We start from the raw sequence: 19,966 nt of genomic DNA, 5'->3' as shown, positions 1-19,966 counted from the left end.
GCGGAACGCGCATCAAAACGCTTTTACCCGCGCCGTAGGCGCTAAACGCCCACTTGTGAGTCCGCCGGGCGGAACCGGCAGTCAACGCCTTTAACACCGCGCCGAAGGCGCTGATCGCCAGTCTTCAATGCACGGATCAGCCAAGCGCCAGCCTCTTAACCCAGTGCCACCAGCCTCTCGACACTCGGCGCAAAGAACGCGCCGCCGCTGACGGCGCGGGTGTAGTTGAGCAGGTGGTCGACGCGGCCGTCGCTGGTCGGCGAGATCATCCGCGCGAGCATCTTCTCGAAGATCGTCGGCGTGTGGCAGTAGCTGGCGAAGTACAGCCCGCGCTCGCCGCCCGGCGTGCCGTAGGGCAGCGAGTGGCGCAGGATCGCCAGCTCCTCGCCGTCTTCCTCGATCACCACGCGGCTGATGTGCGCGGTCGCCGGTTTTTCGTCGTCGTCGAGCTCCTCGTCGGCGTCCTTGGTGCGGCCCATCACCGCTTCCTGCTGCTTCACCGGCAGCTTCTGCCACGAGTCGAGCCGGTGGACGTAGCGCTGCGTATGGATATAGCTGCCGCCGGCCCAGTCGCCGTCGGCGACCAGCGCGACGGCGGGGCGTTCGTCGGCGTCCGGGTTTTCGGTGCCGTCGACGAAGCCGGTCAGGTCGCGCCCCTCGTGACGGCGGAAGGCGGCGACATTCTCGACCGGTTCGAGCCAGCCCGACAGCGCGTCGACACAGGCGTCGGCGAGGTCGAACAGCCGGTCCTGGTGTTCGCCGCGCAGGTGGATCAGCACGTCGGCGTCGCTGGCCGGTGCGGCGTGGACGGCGCCGGGAATGCGCGGAAACGCGCGCAGTTCGGCCGGGCGCGGGCCTTCGAACACGTCGCCGAACGCTTCGGCGCCGATCGCGACGACGCCGAGGCAGCCCTGTGCCGCCAGCCGCGCCGGCAGACCCGCCAGGCATTCGCGGCTCCTGGCGTCGATGCGCCGGCCGAGGCGGCGGCGCAGCAGGACGAAATAGGCGTGCGAGGAAGCGAGCGGCAGGATGCCCGATTGCGGTGTGGTCATGCTTGTCCTTGTGCAAAGTCCCAGATGGCGGGCAGCCATTCGGGGTAGTTCCGGAAGCCATGGTCGCCGCCGTCGATGACGGTTTGACGGCAACCGGCGTATTTGTCGACCGCTTCACGATAGTCGAGGACTTCGTCGCCGGTCTGCGCCAGCAGCCAGTAGCGGCGCGGATCGCTGACCTCGCGCTCGAGCGATTTCAGCGCCGGTGCGAACGAGGCGTCGATCACATGATATTCGCCGGTCTGGTAGTTGCGCTGCGGGCCGAGATGGTGCTTGAGCAGCGCGTACGGCCGGACCGCCGGGTTGATCAGGATCGCACGGCTGCCGTACTCCTCGGCGGCCCAGGTCGCGAAATAGCCGCCGAGCGAACTGCCGATCAGGCAGAACGGTTCGCCGTGCAGCCGCTCGATGGCGCCCTCGAGCGCCGCGCACGCCGCCAGCGGGTCCATCGGCAGCTGCGGGCAGTGGAAGTAATCGGCGAGGCGCTGTTCGGCCATCCACACGGCGGTGTCCTGCGCCTTCAGCGAGAAGGGGCTGGACAGGAAGCCGTGCAGGTAGACGAGGTGGACGGTCATCAGGGCAGCAGCAGCGTCGAGCCGGTGGTGCGGCGCGCTTCGAGCTCGCGGTGCGCCAGCGCCGCCTCAGACAGCGCGAAACGCTGGCCGATCTCGGCGGCGACGAAGCCGCGCGCGACTGCAGTGAAATAGTCCTCGGCGGTATCGAGCAGCTCGTCGCGCGTTGCCGTGTAGTGGCCCAGCGACGGCCGGGTCAGGAACAGCGAGCCTTTCTGCGCCAGCAGGTTGGGCGAGAACGGCGGCACCGCGCCCGAGGCATTGCCGAACGACACCAGCATGCCGCGCGGTGCGAGGCTGTCGAGCGAGCCATCGAAGGTTTCCTTGCCGACGCCGTCGTAGACGACAGGCACGCCGGCCCCGGCGGTGATCTCGCGCACGCGGGCGGCGAAGTCGTCGACGCGGTAGTCGATCACGTGGTCGCACCAGTGACTCGCCCGTGCGCATTTGTCGACGCCGCCGGCGGTGCCGATCACCGTGGCGCCGAGCGCGCGCGCCCACTGGCAGGCGATCTGGCCGACACCGCCGGCGGCGGCGTGGATCAGCACCGTCATGCCGGCCTTGACCGGAAAGGTGCGCTTGAGCAGGTACTGCGCGGTCATGCCGCGCAACAGCGTGCCGGCGGCGATGTCGTCGCTGATCGTGTCGGGCACCGGCACCAGCCGGGCGGCCGGGACGATCCGGTGCTGCGCATACGCGCCCGGTGCGCCGCCGGCATAGGCGACGCGGTCACCCTTGCGGAATTCCTTCACGCCGTCGCCGACGGCTTCGACCACGCCGCAGGCTTCCTGGCCGAGGCCGCTCGGCATCGGCAGCGGGTAGAGGCCGCTGCGGTGGTAGGTGTCGATGAAATTGACGCCGATCGCGGTCTGGCGGACCAGCACTTCGCCGGCGCCGGGGGCGGCCAGCGTGATCGTTTCCAGCTGCAGCACGTCGGGATCGCCGTGCCGGTGAATGCGGATGACTTGCGTGTCCATGGGGTATCCAGCGTGTAGTCCAGAACGGCCGATTACATTCTAGCGAGGTCGCGCCGCGCGCGTCCGGCATTAGTCACAGAGCATACGCCGAAGCGGCGGCCGTATCGGCCATCCCGGCGTCATCGGCAAGCCGGGCCGGGGTGGTTCTTGATGTGGGTCAAGGGCTGCCGACTTGGGGCGGCGGCATCGGGTTGAACACAATATATTGTGTCCATTCGCAGCATATGCACCATATGTTGATAAATTGTTGATAAAAAGTTGATAAGCCCGATGACTCCCACTCCCCAGTACGTGATCAAGCGCGATGGCCGCATCGTCGCTTTCGACGCCGAGAAGATCGGCCGCGCCATCGCCGCCGCCGGCCGCGCCAGCGGCGAGTTCGACACCGACTGGGCGCATGCGCTCGCGGTGACGGTGCTCAATCATCTGTCCGCCGACACGACGCCGTCGATCGAGGCGATCCAGGATGCGGTCGAGGAAACGCTGCTCGGCGCCGGCCACCTGAAGACCGCGCGCGCCTACATCGCCTACCGCGAGGCGCATTCGCGGCTGCGTGCCGACACCCGCACCGTCGTCGACGTCGGCGCCAGCATCAACGAGTACCTCGACCGCTCGGACTGGCGCGTCAACGCCAATGCCAACCAGGGCTACAGCCTCGGCGGGCTGATCCTCAACACCAGCGGCAAGGTGATCGCCAACTACTGGCTCAACCACGTCTACCCGCCCGAAGTCGGCGAGGCGCACCGCTCGGGCGCGATCCACGTCCACGACCTCGACATGCTCGCCGGCTACTGCGCCGGCTGGTCGCTGCGCGTGCTGCTGACCGAAGGGCTGAACGGCGTACCGGGCAAGGTCGAGGCGACGCCGCCCAAGCACATGAGCAGCGCGGTCGGCCAGATCGTCAACTTCCTCGGCACCTTGCAGAACGAGTGGGCCGGCGCGCAGGCGTTCTCGTCGTTCGATACCTATATGGCGCCATTCGTCCGCGTCGACGGCCTGTCGTATGTGGAGGTCAAACAGCATATCCAGGAGCTGATCTACAACCTCAACGTGCCGAGCCGCTGGGGCACGCAGACGCCGTTCACCAACCTGACCTTCGACTGGGTGTGCCCGGACGACCTGAGGGAACAGATCCCCTACATCGGCGGCAAGGAAATGCCGTTCGCCTACGGCGACCTGCAGGCCGAGATGGAGATGATCAACCGCGCCTACATCGAAGTGATGATGGAGGGCGACGCCAAGGGCCGCGCGTTCACGTTCCCGATCCCGACGTACAACATCACGCCGGATTTCGACTGGGATCACCCGAACACCGAGCTGCTGTTCGAGATGACCGCCAAGTACGGCCTGCCGTACTTCCAGAACTTCCTCAATTCCGAGCTGCAGCCGAACATGGTCCGCTCGATGTGCTGCCGGCTGCAGCTCGACCTGCGCGAGCTGCTGAAGCGCGGCAACGGCCTGTTCGGTTCGGCCGAGCAGACCGGCTCGCTCGGCGTGGTGACGATCAACTGCGCGCGGCTGGGCTTTGAATTCCGCGGTGACGAGGCCGGGCTGTTCGCCCGCATCGACGCGCTGATGGAGATCGGCAAGACCTCGCTCGAACTCAAGCGCAAGGTGATTCAGCGGCTGATCGACAACGGCCTGTATCCGTACACCAAGCGCTACCTCGGCACCTTGCGCAACCACTTCAGCACGCTGGGGGTCAACGGCATCAACGAGATGATCCGCAACTTCAGCGGCGACGCGTTCGACATCACCGACCCGCGTGGCCACGCGATGGCGCTGAGGCTGCTCGACCACATCCGCGCGCGGATGACCGAATTCCAGGAGGAAACCGGCCACCTGTACAACCTCGAGGCGACGCCGGCCGAAGGCACGACCTACCGCTTCGCCCGTGAGGACAGGAAGCGCTATCCGGACATCATCCAGGCCGGCACCGCCGCGCAGCCGTACTACACCAACTCGAGCCAGCTGCCGGTCGGCTTCACCGACGACCCGTTCGAAGCGCTGTCGCGCCAGGACGAGCTGCAGCGCAAGTACACCGGCGGCACCGTGCTGCACCTGTACATGAACGAGGCGGTATCCAGCGCCGCGGCGTGCAAGGCGCTGGTGAAGAAATCGCTGTCGAGCTTCCGCCTGCCCTACCTGACCGTGACGCCGACGTTCTCGGTCTGCCCGACCCACGGCTACCTCGCCGGGCACCACGAGTTCTGCCCGAAGTGCGACGCCGACCTGCTGGCCAAGAAGCAGGCGGCCTGCTGCAAGTAAACCACCCCCAAGCCCTGCTGGCTGCGTTGTACTCGCTTGCCGTACGGATTTGTACTGTCTGCGCTTCGTACGCCTTGCCAGCACCGCTTCGCTGGGCTTGTGCGTGGTTTACATATGAAAACGGCCAGCCAGCATGGCTGGCCATCGTTGACCAAAAAAGGAGAACACCATGACCGACCTCTCGATCCAGACCCAGCTCGCCACCGCCGACGTGCAACTGCGCGACGAAGAACGCACCCGCTGCGAAGTGTGGACCCGCGTGATGGGCTATCACCGCCCGGTGACCAGCTTCAATACCGGCAAGCAGGGCGAGTTTGCCGAGCGCACCTTCTTCAACGAGCCGGGCCGTGATTGATCTAACCCGGCGCGCTTCAACGAACCGGGGCGTGATTGATCCGGCCGAGCCTGCTTCAACGAAGCGGGCCGTGGCTGAAGCCGCAACGGTCGCGCATCACAGCCGCGACCTGCCGAACCCGCCGAAGATCGGCGGGTTCGTGCCGTTTTCGAGCTGCGACTATCCGGGCGAGCTGGCCTGCGTGGTCTTCCTCGCCGGCTGCCCGTGGCGCTGCCACTACTGCCACAACCCGCACCTGCAGGCGCGCAAGCAGGTGCCCGGCGTACCGGTCTGGGCCGAGATCCTCGTCTGGCTCGAACAACGTCGCGGCCTGCTCGACGCGGTGGTGTTCTGCGGCGGCGAGCCGCTCGCCGAGAAGCACCTGCCGGCGATGCTGCGCGACGTGCAGGCGATGGGCTTCAAGGCCGCGCTGCACACCGGCGGCGCCTACCCGGCACGGCTGGCGCACTGCCTGCCCTATCTTGATTGGGTCGGTTTCGACGTCAAGACGGGCTTTGCCGATTATCTGCAGGTGACCCTCGTCCCACGCAGTGGCGACCCGGCGCGGACGTCGCTGCAGCAGCTGATCGAGTCGGGCGTCGCGTACGAGTGCCGGACGACGATCCACCCGCAGCTGCACGACGACGCGGCCTTGCTGGCGCTGACCGACACGCTGGCCGGACTTGGGGTACGGGATTACGCCTTGCAGCGCTACCGGCCGCAGGGGGTCGAATCGGCGCTGCTGGGGAGCAACCCCTTGCCGGCGGGGTATCCGGCGGCGGAGACGGTGGCGGAGATTGCAGGGAAGTTTGCGCGGTTTTGCGTGCGGAACGATTAGCACTGCTAGGGTTAAGCGCCTTCGGCGCGGTGTGAAAGGCGTTGATTGCCGGTTCCGCCCGGCGGACGTGATACTTTCTTTTGCTTCGCCAAAAGAAAGTATCCAAAGAAAAGGCGCCCCCGCATCCGCGCCCGCTTCGCGGGTTCCCTGCGCTGCTCGCCGAACGCGGCGGGAATCGCAAACTCGCTGCGCTCAGACAGCGATCCCCGAAGGCCCCGCATTCGGCTGTGCTGCTCGGCGCTACTGAGGGGGTCCTCACGGTATGCAACCGGTCAAAGAACGGAATGACGTAACCAGTTGATTGCGGTGGTTGGCTGTTAACCTGATTCATCAGGTCTTCAAGGTGTCGCGGACCAAGCGCCGTAGCTCGAAAATAGCGGCCTTTTACCTTGAACCAAACCACCATGCGATAGCCAAACGGTACGGGATCAGCATGCCGCCCCGATCCCCTCAGTAGCGCCGAGCAGCGCAAGTCGGCACGGGGCTGTCGGGGATCGCTGTTTGAGCGCAGCGAGTTTGCGATTCCCGCCGTGGCGACTGAGCAGCACAGGGCACCCCGAAGGGGCGCGGATGTGGGGTCGCCTTTTCTTTGGATACTTTCTTTTGGCGAAGCAAAAGAAAGTATCACGTCTGCCGGGCGGAACCGGCAGTCAACGCCTTTCACACCGCGCCGAAGGCGCTAAACGCCAAGCCTTGCTCTGCAAGCAGCTTGTCGCTACCCCCCGCACCCCGTCTCCGCACAATACGCCGCCAGCGCCGCATGCCGCGACGGGTAGAAGCGTATGCCGGTGCTCTCGACCGCGATGCCGCGCTGGCGCAGCCATTCGAGCATCTGCGCCGTCCGCCCCGCCAGTGCCAGCACGATGCCGCGCTCGGCCAGCTGTTTCTGCAGCTCGCGCACCGCCATCGCGCCGGTCAGGTCGACGTCGCCGATCGACACCGCGTCGATCACCACCCAGCGCGGCTGCTGCTCGTGCACCAGCGCCTGCAGCCGCTGGCGGAAGTAGTCGGCGTTGAAGAAGGTCAGCGGCGATTCGAAGCGGTAGATCAGCAGCCCGGGCACCGGCTTTGCATCCGGGTAGTGGGCCAGCTCGTAGAAGCCGTCGTGACCGCCGATCCGGCCGAACAGCTGGTCGCTCGGCCGGGCGATCTGGGCGAGGAAGCGCAGCAGCGCCAGCCCCACCGCCATCAGGATGCCCGGCATGACGCCGATGATGACGACGCCGAGCAGCGTCGCCAGCGCGATGTTGAACTCGGCGCGGCTGTAGCGGCGCAGCGCGATCAGCCCGCGCAGGTCCATCAGTCCGATTGCCGACGCGATCAGGATCGCGCCGAGCGCGGCGATCGGCAGCACGGCGAGCGGCTTGGTCAGCACCAGCAGCACCAGCAGCAGCGCGCCGGCGCCGACGATCGACACCATCCGCGTCTGGCCGCCCGCGGCGTCGTTGACCGCGGTGCGCGAATCGGCGCCGCTGATGGCGAAGCCCTGGCTCAGCGCCGAGGCGACGTCGGCGGCGCCGAGTGCGAGGAATTCGCGGTTGGCGTCGATGTCGTAGCCGTTCTTGGCGGCAAAGCTGCGGCCGGTGAGCATGGCGCTGCTGAACGAGATCAGCGCCAGCGCTGCGGCGGCTGGCACCAGCGTGCCGAGTGCCTCGTGCGGCAGCGACGGCCAGACCAGCCGCGGCAGCCCCGACGGCAGCGGGCCGACCACGGCGATGCCGTACTGCGACAGCGTGAACAGGCCCGATGCCAGCGTTGCGCCGGCCATTGCCACCAGCGCTGCCGGCCCGCGCGGCACCCGGTACTTGACGGCGAAGTAGGCGGCAATCGTCGCCAGCGACAGCGCGAGCGTCGGCCAGTGGACGCGGCCGAGCTGCTCGAGCAGCGACAGCAGCTGGCCGATCACGTCCTTGCCGGCCAGTGTCAGCCCGGAAATCTTGCCGAGCTGGCCGATGACGATGTTGATCGCCACGCCGTTGAGCAGGCCGGCGAGGATGGGTCTGGAGAGGAAGTCGGCCAGAAAGCCGAGCCGGAAGCGGCTGGCGAGCATGCAGAACAGCCCGGCCATCAGGGTCAGGCTGACTGCCAGCCCCATGTACTGCTCGCTGCCGGGGACGGCCAGCGGCGTCAGCGTTGCGGCGATCATCGCGCACGTTGCGGCATCGGGGCCGACGACGAGCTGGCGCGACGAGCCCATCAGCGCGTAGACGATCATCGGCAGGATGGTGCTGTACAGCCCGACGATGGGGCTGAAGCCGGCGAGCTGTGCGTAGGCGACGCCGACCGGCAGCGCGACCGCGGCGACCGACAGCCCGGCCTGGACGTCGGCGCGCCAGTGCCGGCGCGGGTAGTTCATCAGCTCGGGCAGGCCCGGCATCACGCGGGACAGAACGGTACTCAGGATCATTGCAGGCGCATCGGGCGGGGGACAAACCATCATACCTGCTGCCGGCGCTTGTCCGTGCCGGCGGGATCGGCTAACAAACAGGAGATAGTCCACGGCTATTCATAGTGAATAAATATTTAATTTCAGTATGTAATTGCGTTTGACAATAATCAGAGCCACGCCACCGCTGGGAGTGCACGATGAAGCAACTGATCGACTGGGCCGACATCTGGGCCCATTACAGCGGCTGGTACTGAACGTACCGGCGGCTTGCCAGTCCCAGCTACGGCCGGTCCGCAGGCGTCAGCCGATGCCGGCGGCCCTGTTCGACCCGGCACCTGCCATCCATCCGCATCGCCCGACCGCCGGCAGGCCGACAGTTCAAACCGCGAGCGCCTCATCCACGCCAGGGCCCTTACCTGGCGGCGTTCATTTCCGTCAGTGCAATCGTTGGAGGAATACGATGAACAGCAGCGTCAACACCCAAGGCAAGTGTCCGGTCATGCACGGCGCGCAGACCAAGCTGGTTAGCGCCGGCCCGTCCAACCGCGACTGGTGGCCCAACCAGCTCAACCTGGGCATCCTGCACCAGAATTCGTCGCTGTCCGACCCGATGGACCCGGCGTTCAACTACGCCGAAGCCTTCAGGCAGCTCGACTACCAGGCGCTGAAGCAGGATCTGGTGGCGCTGATGACCGACTCGCAGGACTGGTGGCCGGCCGACTACGGCCACTACGGCGGGCTGATGGTCCGGATGGCGTGGCACGCCGCCGGGACCTACCGCGTCGGCGACGGCCGCGGCGGTGCCGGCAGCGGCATGCAGCGCTTCGCGCCGCTGAACAGCTGGCCGGACAACGTCAACCTCGACAAGGCGCGCCGGCTGCTGTGGCCGGTCAAGCAGAAGTACGGCAGGCAGATTTCGTGGGCCGACCTGATGGTGCTCGCCGGCAACGTCGCGCTCGAGTCGATGGGCTTCAAGACCTTCGGCTTCGGCGGCGGGCGTCCGGACGTGTGGGAGCCGGACGAGAGCACCTACTGGGGCGCCGAGAAGACCTGGCTCGACGACAAGCGCTATTCCGGCGACCGTGATCTGGAAAACCCGCTCGCCGCCGTGCAGATGGGGCTGATCTACGTGAACCCGGAAGGCCCGAACGGCAATCCGGACCCGGTTGCCGCGGCGAGGGACATCCGCGAAAGCTTCGGCCGGATGGCGATGGGCGACGAGGAAACCGTCGCGCTGATCGCCGGCGGCCATACCTTCGGCAAGACCCACGGCGCCGGCCCGGCGTCGCACGTCGGCGCCGAGCCCGAAGCTGCCGGCCTCGAGGCGCAGGGGCTGGGCTGGCACAGCAGCTTCGGCAGCGGCAAGGGCGCCGATGCGATCGGCAGCGGTCTGGAAGTCGTCTGGACCACGACGCCGACCAAGTGGAGCAACAACTTCTTCTGGAACCTGTTCGGCTACGAATGGGAGCTGACCAAGAGCCCGGCCGGTGCGCACCAGTGGACCGCCAAGGGCGCCGGCGCAACGATTCCGGACCCGTTCGACCCGGCCAAGAAACGCGTGCCGACCATGCTGACCACCGACCTGTCGCTGCGCTTCGATCCGGCCTACGAGAAGATCTCCCGCCGCTTCATGGAGCACCCGGACGAGTTTGCCGACGCCTTTGCCCGCGCCTGGTTCAAGCTCACCCACCGCGACATGGGGCCGCGTGCGCGCTACCTCGGCCCGGAAGTGCCGGCCGAAGCGCTGATCTGGCAGGACCCGATCCCGGCGGTCGACCACCCGCTGGTCGACGAATCGGACGTTGCCGCACTCAAGGCCAAGGTGCTGGCGTCGGGGCTGACCGTGCCGCAGCTCGTGTCGACCGCCTGGGCATCGGCGTCGACCTTCCGCGGCTCGGACAAGCGCGGCGGTGCCAACGGCGCCCGCATCCGGCTGGCGCCGCAGAAGGACTGGGACGTCAACCAGCCGGCGCAGCTGGCGGCGGTGCTCAAGACGCTCGAAGGCATCCAGCAGGCATTCAACCAGTCCGGTGGCAAGAAGGTCTCGCTGGCCGACCTGATCGTGCTCGCCGGCTGTGCCGGCGTCGAACAGGCGGCGAAGAACGCCGGCCATGCGGTGATGGTGCCGTTCTCGCCGGGCCGCATGGATGCCTCGCAGGAGCAGACCGACGTCGTTTCGTTCGCGCCGCTCGAGCCGGTGGCTGACGGCTTCCGCAACTATCTCAAGGCGCAATACGGCGTGCCGGCCGAGGAACTGCTGGTCGACAGGGCGCAGCTGCTGACGCTGACCGCGCCCGAGATGACCGTGCTCGTCGGCGGCCTGCGCGTGCTGGGTGCCAGCGACAGCCAGCACGGCGTATTCACCGAACGGGCCGGCACCCTGAGCAACGACTTCTTCGTCAACCTGCTCGACATGGGCACGGTGTGGCAGCCGGTGTCCGATGCCGCCGACGTGTTCAAGGGAAGTGACCGCAAGACCGGCGCTTTGAGATGGACCGCGACGCGCGTCGACCTGGTGTTCGGTTCCAACTCGCAGCTGCGGGCGCTGGCCGAGGTCTACGCGTCGAGCGACGCGCAGGAGAAGTTTGTCCGCGACTTCGTCGCCGCCTGGACCAAGGTGATGAACGCCGACCGCTTCGACCTCGCCTGATACCGCTGCGCCGAAACGCAAGCCACTCCGGAAACCGGCCGCAAGGCCGGTTTTCCTTTGGCGGGCCGGCGTGAATCGTGCCATCTCATGCCCCTGTCCTGAACGCCTTGATGCAGATCAAGGTCGGCGGGGAGGCTGCACGTCAGACTTGCTGCACTCATAAAGGGGCATTGCCCCAACGAACTGAAACAGGATACCGGCATGCTTGCACATCATTTCAAACCGCTGATCATCAAGGGCAAATCGCTCTTGCCCATCGTCCAGGGCGGCATGGGCGTCGGCGTCTCGGCGCACAAGCTCGCCGGCGCGGTCGCCTGCGAGGGCGGCGTCGGCACGATCGCCTCGGTCGACCTGCGTCACCACCACCCGGACCTGCTGGCGCAAAGCGAAGCCACCAAGGACCAGGCCACGCTCGACGCGCTGAACCTGACCGCGCTTGACCGCGAAATCCGCATGGCCAAGGACACCGCACAGGGCCGCGGCATGATCGCCGTCAACGTGATGAAGGCCGTCGACATCCACGCGCAGTACGTGCGCCAGGCGTGCGAATCCGGCGCCGACGCCATCGTCATGGGCGCCGGCCTGCCGCTCGACCTGCCCGAGATGACCGCCGACCACCCGAACGTGGCGCTGATCCCGATCCTGTCCGACAGCCGCGGCATCGCCGTCGTGCTCAAGCGCTGGATGAAGAAGGGCAAGCTGCCCGACGCCATCGTCATCGAACACCCGGCGCACGCCGGCGGCCACCTCGGCGCCGCGACGATCGAGGGCGTCCACGACGAGAAGTTCGAGTTCGAACGCGTGCTCGCCGAGACGCACGAACTGTTCGCCAAGCTCGAAATCGACCCGATCCCGCTGATCGTCGCCGGCGGCATCAACAGCCACGAGAAGGTTGCGCACCTGCTCGGCTGCGGCGCCAACGCCGTCCAGCTCGGCACCGCTTTCGCCGTCGCCGAGGAAGGCGACGCGCACATCAATTTCAAGCACGTGCTCGCCGGTGCGCAGAAGACCGACGTTGTCGAATTCATGTCGGTTGCCGGCCTGCCGGCCCGCGCGGTGAAGACACCGTGGCTCGCCAAATACCTGAAGATGGAAGCCAAGGCCCAGGCCAACGCCAAGGCCGACCCGCGCCGCTGCACCCAGTCGCTGAACTGCCTGTCGGTCTGCGGCTTCCGCGACGGCCTCGCCAAGATCGGCCAGTTCTGCATCGACCTCAAGCTCGCGGCCGCCGTGCGCGGCGAGGTCAACCAGGGCCTGTTCTTCCGCGGCTCGGAAAACCTGCCCTTCGGCAGCGCCATCCGCCCGGTCAAGGAACTGATGGACTACCTGCTGACCGGCCACAGGCCGGCCGGGCTCAGCGCCTGAGCGTCCTGCCCGACGAGGTAAAAGCACAAAGCCCGCGAATGCGGGCTTTGTTGTTGGCGCCGACTGCGACGCCGGACGTCAGTAAGGTGACGATTTTTGTCACTTTTACTTTGCTGCCGAACGGCAGAAAAGCAAAAGGCCCGCATCGCTGCGGGCCTTTTCTGTACCTGGTGCCGTTGAAGTGAATCGAACACTCGACCTACTGATTACGAATCAGTTGCTCTACCGACTGAGCTACAACGGCAACGGGCCGGATTATACGGAAAACCGGCCCCGAGACCAAGGCCCGCGCGCAGAAATGTGCAAAGTGCACGCCGCTGGCACAGCACTTGCTTATGTACTGGCACGCGCCAAGTGGCTGCGTGAAGTGGCCACCCAGGCTATCCCTTCAAAGAAGTTGGAGAAGAGCAAATGAAAAAGATGCAACAGGGCTTCACCCTGATCGAACTGATGATCGTTGTTGCGATCATCGGTATTCTGGCTGCGGTGGCGATTCCGTCGTATCAGAACTATACCCGCAAAGCCGCGTTTACTGAAATCATTCAAGCTGCTGCACCGTACAAATTGGCGATTGCTGAATGCTATGCGACGCAGGGTGACTTGACTCAATGTACTGCTGGTGCAGGTGGCGTTCCCGCAAATATTACTGGTGGCACGGGTGTTGTGGGCAAAGTTGAGGTTGCTGCCGCAGCCGGTGCAGACGGTACGGTAAAGGTTACCGTCATCCCGCAAGCTAAGAAAGGTTTGGCTACCGGCGATACATACATCTTGGCCGGTGATGCTGTTGCGGTAACGGGCGCTGGTGGCGAGAAGAACCTGGTTTGGGATGTAGACTCCACGTCGGGTTGTATTGCCAAGGGCTACTGCAAGCGCAGCGCAGCTACCTCGGTCTCTGCTTCGGCCTCGCCGTAATCTAGACGCGTTCATTCAAAAGCCCTCCTGCTCAGGAGGGCTTTTTTTGTATCTTGGAGAGTGACTTGAATCGAGTGACGGCCTTTCGATATGCCGGCATTGCCGTTGCTGGTATGTTTGTCGCAGTCAACGTCGCGACTTATTGTTTGTCAGACATATCATATAGCGAATTTCCACTATGGACGATCTCTCTGTTCGTTCTTCTCTTTGTGATTTCAGTGATTGGTCAATGGAAGTACATTGCATGGGTTCTGGCGCCGGCTGCATTGCTCGCACCATTTGAGGCATTTTATTTGTGGTACTATCGAAGACCCAGTTCTTCACATTTGTACGGCATTCTGGCCGAAAGCAATTTTGCGGAAATCGTAGAGTTCCTCTCCCCGTGGGGAAGTCTGTTTTGCCTGTCTGTTTTCACATGTGGCGCGTTCGGGGTGATCTGGTTATGCCAATGGGCGGGGACATGGCGTGTGGCACGCAAGAGGTTGCGGTTGGCCTTGTTTCTGCTAAGTGCCAGTGCGTTGGTCGGCGTGACATTGGCACATGAAATAACAATGCTTCCTCAAGAACTAGGACTGTCGTCGGATGCACTGTCCGACAAAATGTCAAATGATGTGTTTGTTGATGTAAAAAAGACTTACTTCCCGGGTATTTACCTGAGACTCTGGGGCTATGTCGATGAACGACGAAACATGCAGCTGGTGATGCATGAAAAAGCGGGCTTCAAGTTCAATGCTAGATACGTCGGGTCAGAAAAGCAGATTGTTGTATTGATCATTGGCGAGTCGAGCAGAAAAGATCGCTGGTCATTATACGGATACCAACGAGAAACAAATCCGGAGCTGGCCAAAATCAAGAATTTGGTAGTTCTTCGTGACATGGTGACACCGTGGGATTCGACACGAATGTCGGTGCCCGTGATGATTTCAAGAAAGCCGGCATTGTCCTCCAGCATGGTTTTCCCTGAGAAGAGCGTCGTTTCCTTGTTTGGAGAGGCGGGGTTTCACACCTATTGGATCTCTAACCAGCAAACGTATGGTCGTTATGACTCTCCAATTACGCAGTTCGCAGGAGAAGCCAACGAACGCTTCTATTTGAATCCGGCTGAATACAGTGGTCCGGGCAGCATGGACGGTGTGCTGGTAAAAAAATTGGAGGAGATATTGGCACGGAAGCAGCAGCGAGTTTTTGTGGTGCTGCATATGTTGGGGAGTCACTGGAACTATAAACATCGCTATCCGAGTGAGTATGATGTTTTTCGACCTTCTCTCAACGATGTTGGCGACGTTGCACTGCAAAGCGCTTCTTCTCGGCAAGAGGTTAGCAATAGCTTTGACAATACTATTCTATATACTGACCGAGTTTTGTCAGATGTGGCAAAGCTGCTTTCTGCACAAAAAAACCCTGCCTTTTTTTGGTACGCATCAGATCATGGTGAAGATTTGCAACAAACAGATTGTGCTTTGCGTGGTCATGGAAACTCAACTCGCGGCAGTTTAGAGGTTCCCTCTATCATTTATTACAATCAGGCTTTTTACGATATCAGTGTTGGCGATGTAAATCTGTTGCAGAGTAATGCAAGTAAAAAAATATCAACCCAGTCTGTATTTTATGGCTTGTCGTGGTTGGCTGGCGTCCGTGCTGCAAGCCTGAGTAGTGACAAGGCGTTGTCGGAGATGGGTTTCAAAGAAGAAAAACGTATGGTAAATGGGAAGCGAGCGGTGTCTTATGACGAAGCCGTGTCCAATTTACAGTGCCAGCCTCTCTAGGTATCAAAGTCCGGAGATTGAAATGAAAACGACTCGCGTAGCCATTCCGATGTCCGTCATATCTGCATTCATGTTGTCAGGTATTTCAGGCTTGATGTATCAGGTTTGTTGGCAACGGTTGCTGTTTACCAATTTTGGTGTTGATGTTCACTCAGTTACGGTTCTGGTCTCGGCATTCATGGCCGGATTGGGCATTGGTGGCTGGGCTGGTGGCCGAATTGCCGATAAAGCCGGGCGTTGGTGCCTTCACGTATTTGTCGGCGTAGAGTTGGCATTGTGTTTGCTGGGCCTGATTAGTCATCGTGCCATTCTTTGGGTTGGTGAAGTCACGCCTCTCGATAGTATGTGGTTGCCTGGGATGGTGAACTTTATTCTACTACTACCGCCGACATTTCTTATGGGAATGACATTGCCACTATTAACTACGTACTTTGCAAAAAACAAGAGTGAAGTCGGGTCGGCGATTGGTGGGCTTTATACGATAAATACCGTAGGTGCGGCAGCGGGCGTTGTCTTTGCCGGGTTTATTGCGTTCAATTTCATGACAATTGCCGATGTAATCCGAGTGGCTGCCTTAGGCAATTTCATAGTTGCAATTGGGATGGTGATTTATCTGAGCAAGGAGAAGGCGTGATGCCTGTATTTCTGGCCTTCTGGAGTGGGTTTACCAGCCTGAGTTTGGAAATTGTTTGGTCCAAACTTGTCGGGTTCAGATTGTTCTCGTTGCCGCAAGCATTCAGTATCGTCCTGCTATCTTATCTGCTTGGGATTGCTGCAGGCTCTTGGATTGGAAGAAGGTGCTGTTCAGGTAATTCTGATCTGATGCTGGTTTCGGCAAAATTTCTGGTCATGGCTGGCGTCATTGATATTTTGACGCCTTTTTTTTACCCGATCTCGGTCGAGTTGTGGCCGGTTTTGCCAACGACCATGGTGTTGATATTTGTTGGAGCAATGCTCAAAGGCGTTGTTTTTCCGATTGCGCATCATCTCGGAAGCATGAATGCCGAAAAAACCAGTCTGGGGCGGTCCATCTCTAACGTCTATTTTGCAAATGTGCTAGGTGCGACATTTGGTCCCGTGTTTGTGGGGTTTTTTTTGTTGGATTTTGTAGGGATACAAAAAGCATTCGTGCTGCTTGGTGGTAGCCTGGTCTTGCTGGGTGTGTATATTTTTTATCGGCAGAAAGCATATATAAATTCCATCGGTGCTTGTGCTGCTTTGCTCGTGCTTCTTTTCTGGGGGGGGTATCACCGTCAGTCTTGCTGCCTTCTTTAATCAGAAACGAGCATGGTGCACAGGAGCCGCTAGTCCATCTCATCGAAAATCGTTATGGCATCATATATACGCTTGGAAATCTTGGCGCTGGAGATGTTATCTTCGGTGGTAATGTGTACGATGGCAGAATCAATACGGATGTTGCTCTGAATAGCAATAAAATTGATCGAGCGTACGTTAGTTATCTCTTAAGACCAGAAGCAAGCAATATACTCGTCATAGGCCTAAGTGGCGGGGCGTGGGTAGAGGCTGTTCGTCATTTTCCACATGTGAAAAAAATTGATGTTGTCGAGCTCAACCCCGGCTATGCGGAACTAATTAAAAGGTATGCATCGGTAGCAGGGTTGCTAGTTGATGAAAAAGTGAACTTGTATTTTGCCGATGGCAGAAAATGGCTTCATGCCTCGAATGAACAGTATGACATCATATTAATGAATACTAGTTTCCATTGGCGAGCCTATTCGAGCAATTTACTGGGGATGGGCTTTGCTGAAATTGTCAGGGCTCATCTAAAGAAGGACGGGGTTTTTGCGTTCAACAGTACCTGGTCACCGGATTCAATCGCGACCGCCTCCAGTACATTCAAATATACATTCCAGTATCGGAACTTTATTTTTGCTAGTGACAGCTCTCTGGAGATACCGATTGCTACAGCGACGATGGAGGCTCTTCTTGGAAAAATTGACTGGACGACGAGCGGTAATTTTCGTGAGGAAGTTGATTATTCCAAGACCCTCGCAAAGATTATTTCGAGCGAGCCGATACTGAATGTTACGGATGTTGAGCAGAAAAGCGGGCGTCGCTTGCGTGTCATTACCGAAGAAAACATGCTGACGGAATTCAAATACGGTAGATCGCTACTAAGCGTTGAATAAAGAAACGGGCCATCGGCCCGTTTCTTTATTTTTCATGATGTCTCGCTGTTATGTCCAACGTTTCCCAATGCGGAAAATACTTCCGCACCAGCGCATTCAACTCCACCTCAAACGCCCGCAACCTCGTCAGCTCATCCGCATCACTGCTCACACCCTGCGATTCGGCTGCCGCGACGATCATTCCCGCACCGGCGGTCGCGTTGGAAAGCCGATCAATCACGATGAACGAACCGGTGCCGCGGCAGGCGGTGTAGGGGTCGAAGACGACCGGGGCGCTGGTTTCGAGGGTGACAAGGGCGATTTCGTTCAGTTGCAGTGAATCGACCGACACTTTGGCGAGCGTGTTGACGTCGATCCGGTGCTCGATTCGGCTGACGCGGCCGTAGACGCTCTTGCCGGCGAGCTTGAACTGGTATTCCTTGCCGACCAGCAGCGGCGCTTCGTTCATCCACACGACATGGGCACTGAACGCCGAGGCAACTTGCGGTTGTGCATCCTGCGCGCGCACCAGCAGATCGCCGCGGCTTACGTCGATTTCGTCTTCGAGCGTCAGCGTGATCGCCTGGCCGGCGAAGGCCGCGGGCTGTTCGCCCTCGTAGGTGACGATGGCCTTGACCTTGCTCGACTTGCCCGACGGCAGTGCGACGACTTCGTCGCCGGGGACGACGTGACCGGCGGCGATGGTGCCGCAGAAGCCGCGGAAGTCGAGGTTGGGGCGGTTGACGTACTGCACCGGCAGCCGGAACGCGTCGAGCTTGGCGTTCTTGCTGACCTGCACGCTTTCCAGCAGGCCCATCAGCGTCGCGCCGTCGTACCACGGCGCGCGGGTCGAGGCGTTGACGACGTTGTCGCCCTTGAGCGCCGAGATCGGCACGAAGCGGATGTCGTCGATCGCCAGCTCTTCGGCGAACTTGAGGTACTCCATCTTGATCTCGTTGAAGCGTGCCTCGCTGAAATCGACCAGGTCCATCTTGTTGACCGCGACGATGACATGCTTGATGCCGAGCAGCGAGACGATGAAGCTGTGGCGCCGCGTCTGCGTCTGCACGCCGTAGCGGGCGTCGATCAGGATGATGGCCAAGTTGCTGGTCGATGCGCCGGTTGCCATATTGCGGGTGTACTGCTCGTGGCCCGGGCAGTCGGCGATGATGAATTTGCGCTTCTCGGTGCTGAAATAGCGGTAGGCGACGTCGATGGTGATGCCCTGCTCGCGCTCGGCCTGCAGGCCGTCGACCAGCAGCGCGAGGTCAAACTCTTCGTCGGTGGTGTTGTACTTCTGGCTGTCTTTCTTGATCGCGGCCAGGTGGTCTTCGAAGATCAGCTTCGAATCGTGCAGCAGCCGGCCGATTAGCGTCGATTTGCCGTCGTCGACGTTGCCGCAGGTGATGAAGCGCAGCAGGTCCTTGTTCTCGTGCTGCTTGAGGTAAGCGAGGATGTCGCTGGCGATCAGGTCGGATTGGTGGGACATGGTCGGTTCCGTAATTCCGTGTATTCGAGCCAAACTTGTTTAGCCACGCCGCGAGCGGCGTCAGGCCAAGGAGTCAGCACCGCAGCCACCGGAACGTACAAACGGTACGTGAGGATGGCGAGGAGCGCGCGACGCCGGCATGGCGCCGCGCAGCAAGTGGATGGGCAAGTTTTAGAAGTAGCCTTCCATTTTTTTCTTCTCCATCGACCCGGCGCTGTCGTGGTCGATGGTGCGGCCCTGACGCTCGGAGGTGGTGGTCAGCAGCATCTCCTGGATGATTTCCGGCAGGGTCTGCGCCTTCGAGATCACCGCGCCGGTCAGCGGGTAACAGCCCAGCGTGCGGAAGCGCACCCATTCCTTGCGGATCGTCGCCTTCTGTTCCGGCGTCAGGTACTGCAGGATGCGGTCGTCGTCGATCATCACCAGCGTGCCGTTGTAGTCGACGACTTCGCGTTCGGCCGAGTAGTACAGCGGCACGATCTCGATGTTCTCGAGATAGATGTATTGCCAGATGTCGAGCTCGGTCCAGTTCGAGATCGGGAATACCCGGATCGATTCGCCCTTGTCGATGCGCGAGTTGTAGATGTTCCACAGCTCGGGGCGCTGGTTCTTCGGGTCCCAGCGGTGATTCTTGTCGCGGAAGCTGTAGACGCGCTCCTTGGCGCGGCTCTTTTCCTCGTCGCGGCGCGCGCCACCGAAGGCGGCGTCGAAACCGTACTTGTTCAGCGCCTGCTTCAGCCCCTCGGTCTTCATCACGTCGGTATGCTTGGCGGAGCCGGCGGTGAACGGGTTGATGCCGGCCTTCACGCCTTCCTCGTTCACGTGGGTGATCAGGTTCCAGCCCTCGGCCTTCTGCTTGTCGCGCAGCTTGTACATGTCCTGGAACTTCCAGGTCGTGTCGACGTGCATCAGCGGAAACGGTGGCTTGCCCGGCGCGAACGCCTTCTTGGCCAGGTGCAGCATCACCGCCGAATCCTTGCCGATCGAGTACAGCATCACCGGGTTGTCGAACTCGGCCGCGACCTCGCGGATGATGTGGATCGACTCGGCTTCGAGCTGCTTGAGGTGAGTCAGCCTCGCTTCACTTACAAGGTTCATGGTGCTCCACGGCGGGCCCGCAACGGGCCGGGACAATACGGAATAAGGCCGAATCTACCGTAATAAAACCAGCGCAGAAAGATTCGCTGGTTATAAGGATATGGGAAGCGTTCTCCATGCAAAGCGG

At 61.7% G+C, this 19,966-nt stretch carries 16 protein-coding genes and 1 tRNA gene; 10 read left to right on the top strand and 7 right to left on the bottom strand.

The genetic code is table 11. The features are described 5' to 3' along the window. Window positions 1-155: 155 nt before the first annotated feature. The 3 genes from BJP62_RS10580 to BJP62_RS10570 are packed head-to-tail and all read right to left on the bottom strand — an operon-like array spanning window position 156 to window position 2,601. Window positions 156-1,052, bottom strand: a complete 897-nt coding sequence (locus BJP62_RS10580; protein WP_070529604.1) for a Dyp-type peroxidase — start codon at window positions 1,050-1,052, stop codon at window positions 156-158. Next, entirely contained in the window at window positions 1,049-1,627 is a 579-nt protein-coding gene (locus BJP62_RS10575) for a YqiA/YcfP family alpha/beta fold hydrolase (protein ID WP_070529603.1), read from the bottom strand. Before BJP62_RS10575 ends, BJP62_RS10580 begins: the two co-directional genes overlap by 4 nt. Further along, entirely contained in the window at window positions 1,627-2,601 is a 975-nt protein-coding gene (locus BJP62_RS10570) for a quinone oxidoreductase (RefSeq protein ID WP_070529602.1), read from the bottom strand. Before BJP62_RS10570 ends, BJP62_RS10575 begins: the two co-directional genes overlap by 1 nt. Before the next feature lie 270 nt (window positions 2,602-2,871). Here BJP62_RS10570 and BJP62_RS10565 point away from each other — a divergent pair, with 270 nt between their 5' ends. The 3 genes from BJP62_RS10565 to BJP62_RS10555 all read left to right on the top strand — a co-directional run bounded on the left by BJP62_RS10565 (window position 2,872) and on the right by BJP62_RS10555 (window position 6,041). Further along, window positions 2,872-4,869 (top strand): ribonucleoside triphosphate reductase, encoded by a 1,998-nt coding sequence (locus tag BJP62_RS10565; protein WP_070529601.1) that lies wholly within the window; start codon window positions 2,872-2,874, stop codon window positions 4,867-4,869. Window positions 4,870-5,038: 169 nt separating this feature from the next. Beyond that, entirely contained in the window at window positions 5,039-5,224 is a 186-nt protein-coding gene (gene nrdD, locus BJP62_RS10560; protein ID WP_070529600.1) for an anaerobic ribonucleoside-triphosphate reductase, read from the top strand. 70 nt (window positions 5,225-5,294) lie between these two features. Beyond that, a complete protein-coding gene (locus tag BJP62_RS10555; RefSeq protein WP_236943597.1) occupies window positions 5,295-6,041 on the top strand; it encodes an anaerobic ribonucleoside-triphosphate reductase activating protein in 747 nt (248 codons plus the stop codon). A gap of 715 nt (window positions 6,042-6,756) precedes the next feature. On the opposite strand, the gene BJP62_RS10550 is transcribed toward BJP62_RS10555, so the two are convergent. Beyond that, window positions 6,757-8,448 carry a SulP family inorganic anion transporter gene (locus BJP62_RS10550; protein WP_070529599.1) on the bottom strand — a complete coding sequence of 564 codons (1,692 nt, stop codon included), beginning with the start codon at window positions 8,446-8,448 and terminating at the stop codon, window positions 6,757-6,759. Between the two features lie 442 nt (window positions 8,449-8,890). Here BJP62_RS10550 and katG point away from each other — a divergent pair, with 442 nt between their 5' ends. Together katG and BJP62_RS10540 are read left to right on the top strand one after the other, a co-directional pair. Further along, the gene (katG, locus tag BJP62_RS10545; protein ID WP_070529598.1) at window positions 8,891-11,080 is read left to right on the top strand and encodes a catalase/peroxidase HPI; all 2,190 of its coding nucleotides are present in this window, start codon (window positions 8,891-8,893) and stop codon (window positions 11,078-11,080) included. A gap of 201 nt (window positions 11,081-11,281) precedes the next feature. Then, window positions 11,282-12,445, top strand: coding sequence for a nitronate monooxygenase family protein (locus tag BJP62_RS10540; RefSeq protein WP_070529597.1), 1,164 nt, complete (start codon window positions 11,282-11,284; stop codon window positions 12,443-12,445). Between the two features lie 168 nt (window positions 12,446-12,613). Here the strand turns inward: BJP62_RS10540 and BJP62_RS10535 are convergent. Then, window positions 12,614-12,689 (bottom strand) — tRNA-Thr (locus tag BJP62_RS10535). Between the two features lie 167 nt (window positions 12,690-12,856). Here BJP62_RS10535 and BJP62_RS19245 point away from each other — a divergent pair. From BJP62_RS19245 to BJP62_RS18025, 5 genes are all read left to right on the top strand, one after another. Next, the gene (locus tag BJP62_RS19245) at window positions 12,857-13,357 is read left to right on the top strand and encodes a prepilin-type N-terminal cleavage/methylation domain-containing protein (RefSeq protein ID WP_070529596.1); all 501 of its coding nucleotides are present in this window, start codon (window positions 12,857-12,859) and stop codon (window positions 13,355-13,357) included. 74 nt (window positions 13,358-13,431) lie between these two features. Beyond that, window positions 13,432-15,123, top strand: coding sequence for a phosphoethanolamine transferase (locus BJP62_RS18030; protein WP_236943707.1), 1,692 nt, complete (start codon window positions 13,432-13,434; stop codon window positions 15,121-15,123). Between the two features lie 22 nt (window positions 15,124-15,145). Then, complete coding sequence (locus BJP62_RS10520) at window positions 15,146-15,757, top strand: fused MFS/spermidine synthase (RefSeq protein WP_070529594.1); 612 nt, start codon at window positions 15,146-15,148, stop codon at window positions 15,755-15,757. Continuing rightward, window positions 15,757-16,398 (top strand): hypothetical protein, encoded by a 642-nt coding sequence (locus tag BJP62_RS18415; RefSeq protein WP_145927170.1) that lies wholly within the window; start codon window positions 15,757-15,759, stop codon window positions 16,396-16,398. The genes BJP62_RS10520 and BJP62_RS18415 overlap by 1 nt, the downstream gene beginning before the upstream one ends. Continuing rightward, window positions 16,383-17,273: a spermidine synthase gene (locus BJP62_RS18025; protein WP_168163827.1), complete on the top strand. Its 891-nt coding sequence runs from the start codon at window positions 16,383-16,385 to the stop codon at window positions 17,271-17,273. The genes BJP62_RS18415 and BJP62_RS18025 overlap by 16 nt, the downstream gene beginning before the upstream one ends. A gap of 25 nt (window positions 17,274-17,298) precedes the next feature. On the opposite strand, the gene cysN is transcribed toward BJP62_RS18025, so the two are convergent. Then, window positions 17,299-18,741 carry a sulfate adenylyltransferase subunit CysN gene (gene cysN / locus BJP62_RS10505; RefSeq protein WP_070529591.1) on the bottom strand — a complete coding sequence of 481 codons (1,443 nt, stop codon included), beginning with the start codon at window positions 18,739-18,741 and terminating at the stop codon, window positions 17,299-17,301. A gap of 171 nt (window positions 18,742-18,912) precedes the next feature. Then, window positions 18,913-19,839 carry a sulfate adenylyltransferase subunit CysD gene (cysD, locus tag BJP62_RS10500; protein WP_070529590.1) on the bottom strand — a complete coding sequence of 309 codons (927 nt, stop codon included), beginning with the start codon at window positions 19,837-19,839 and terminating at the stop codon, window positions 18,913-18,915. Between the last annotated feature and the right edge of the window lie 127 nt (window positions 19,840-19,966).

This window comes from Jeongeupia sp. USM3 (assembly GCF_001808185.1).
Taxonomy (GTDB): Bacteria; Pseudomonadota; Gammaproteobacteria; order Burkholderiales; family Chitinibacteraceae; genus Jeongeupia.
This window is presented reverse-complemented; position numbering and strand designations above follow the sequence as displayed.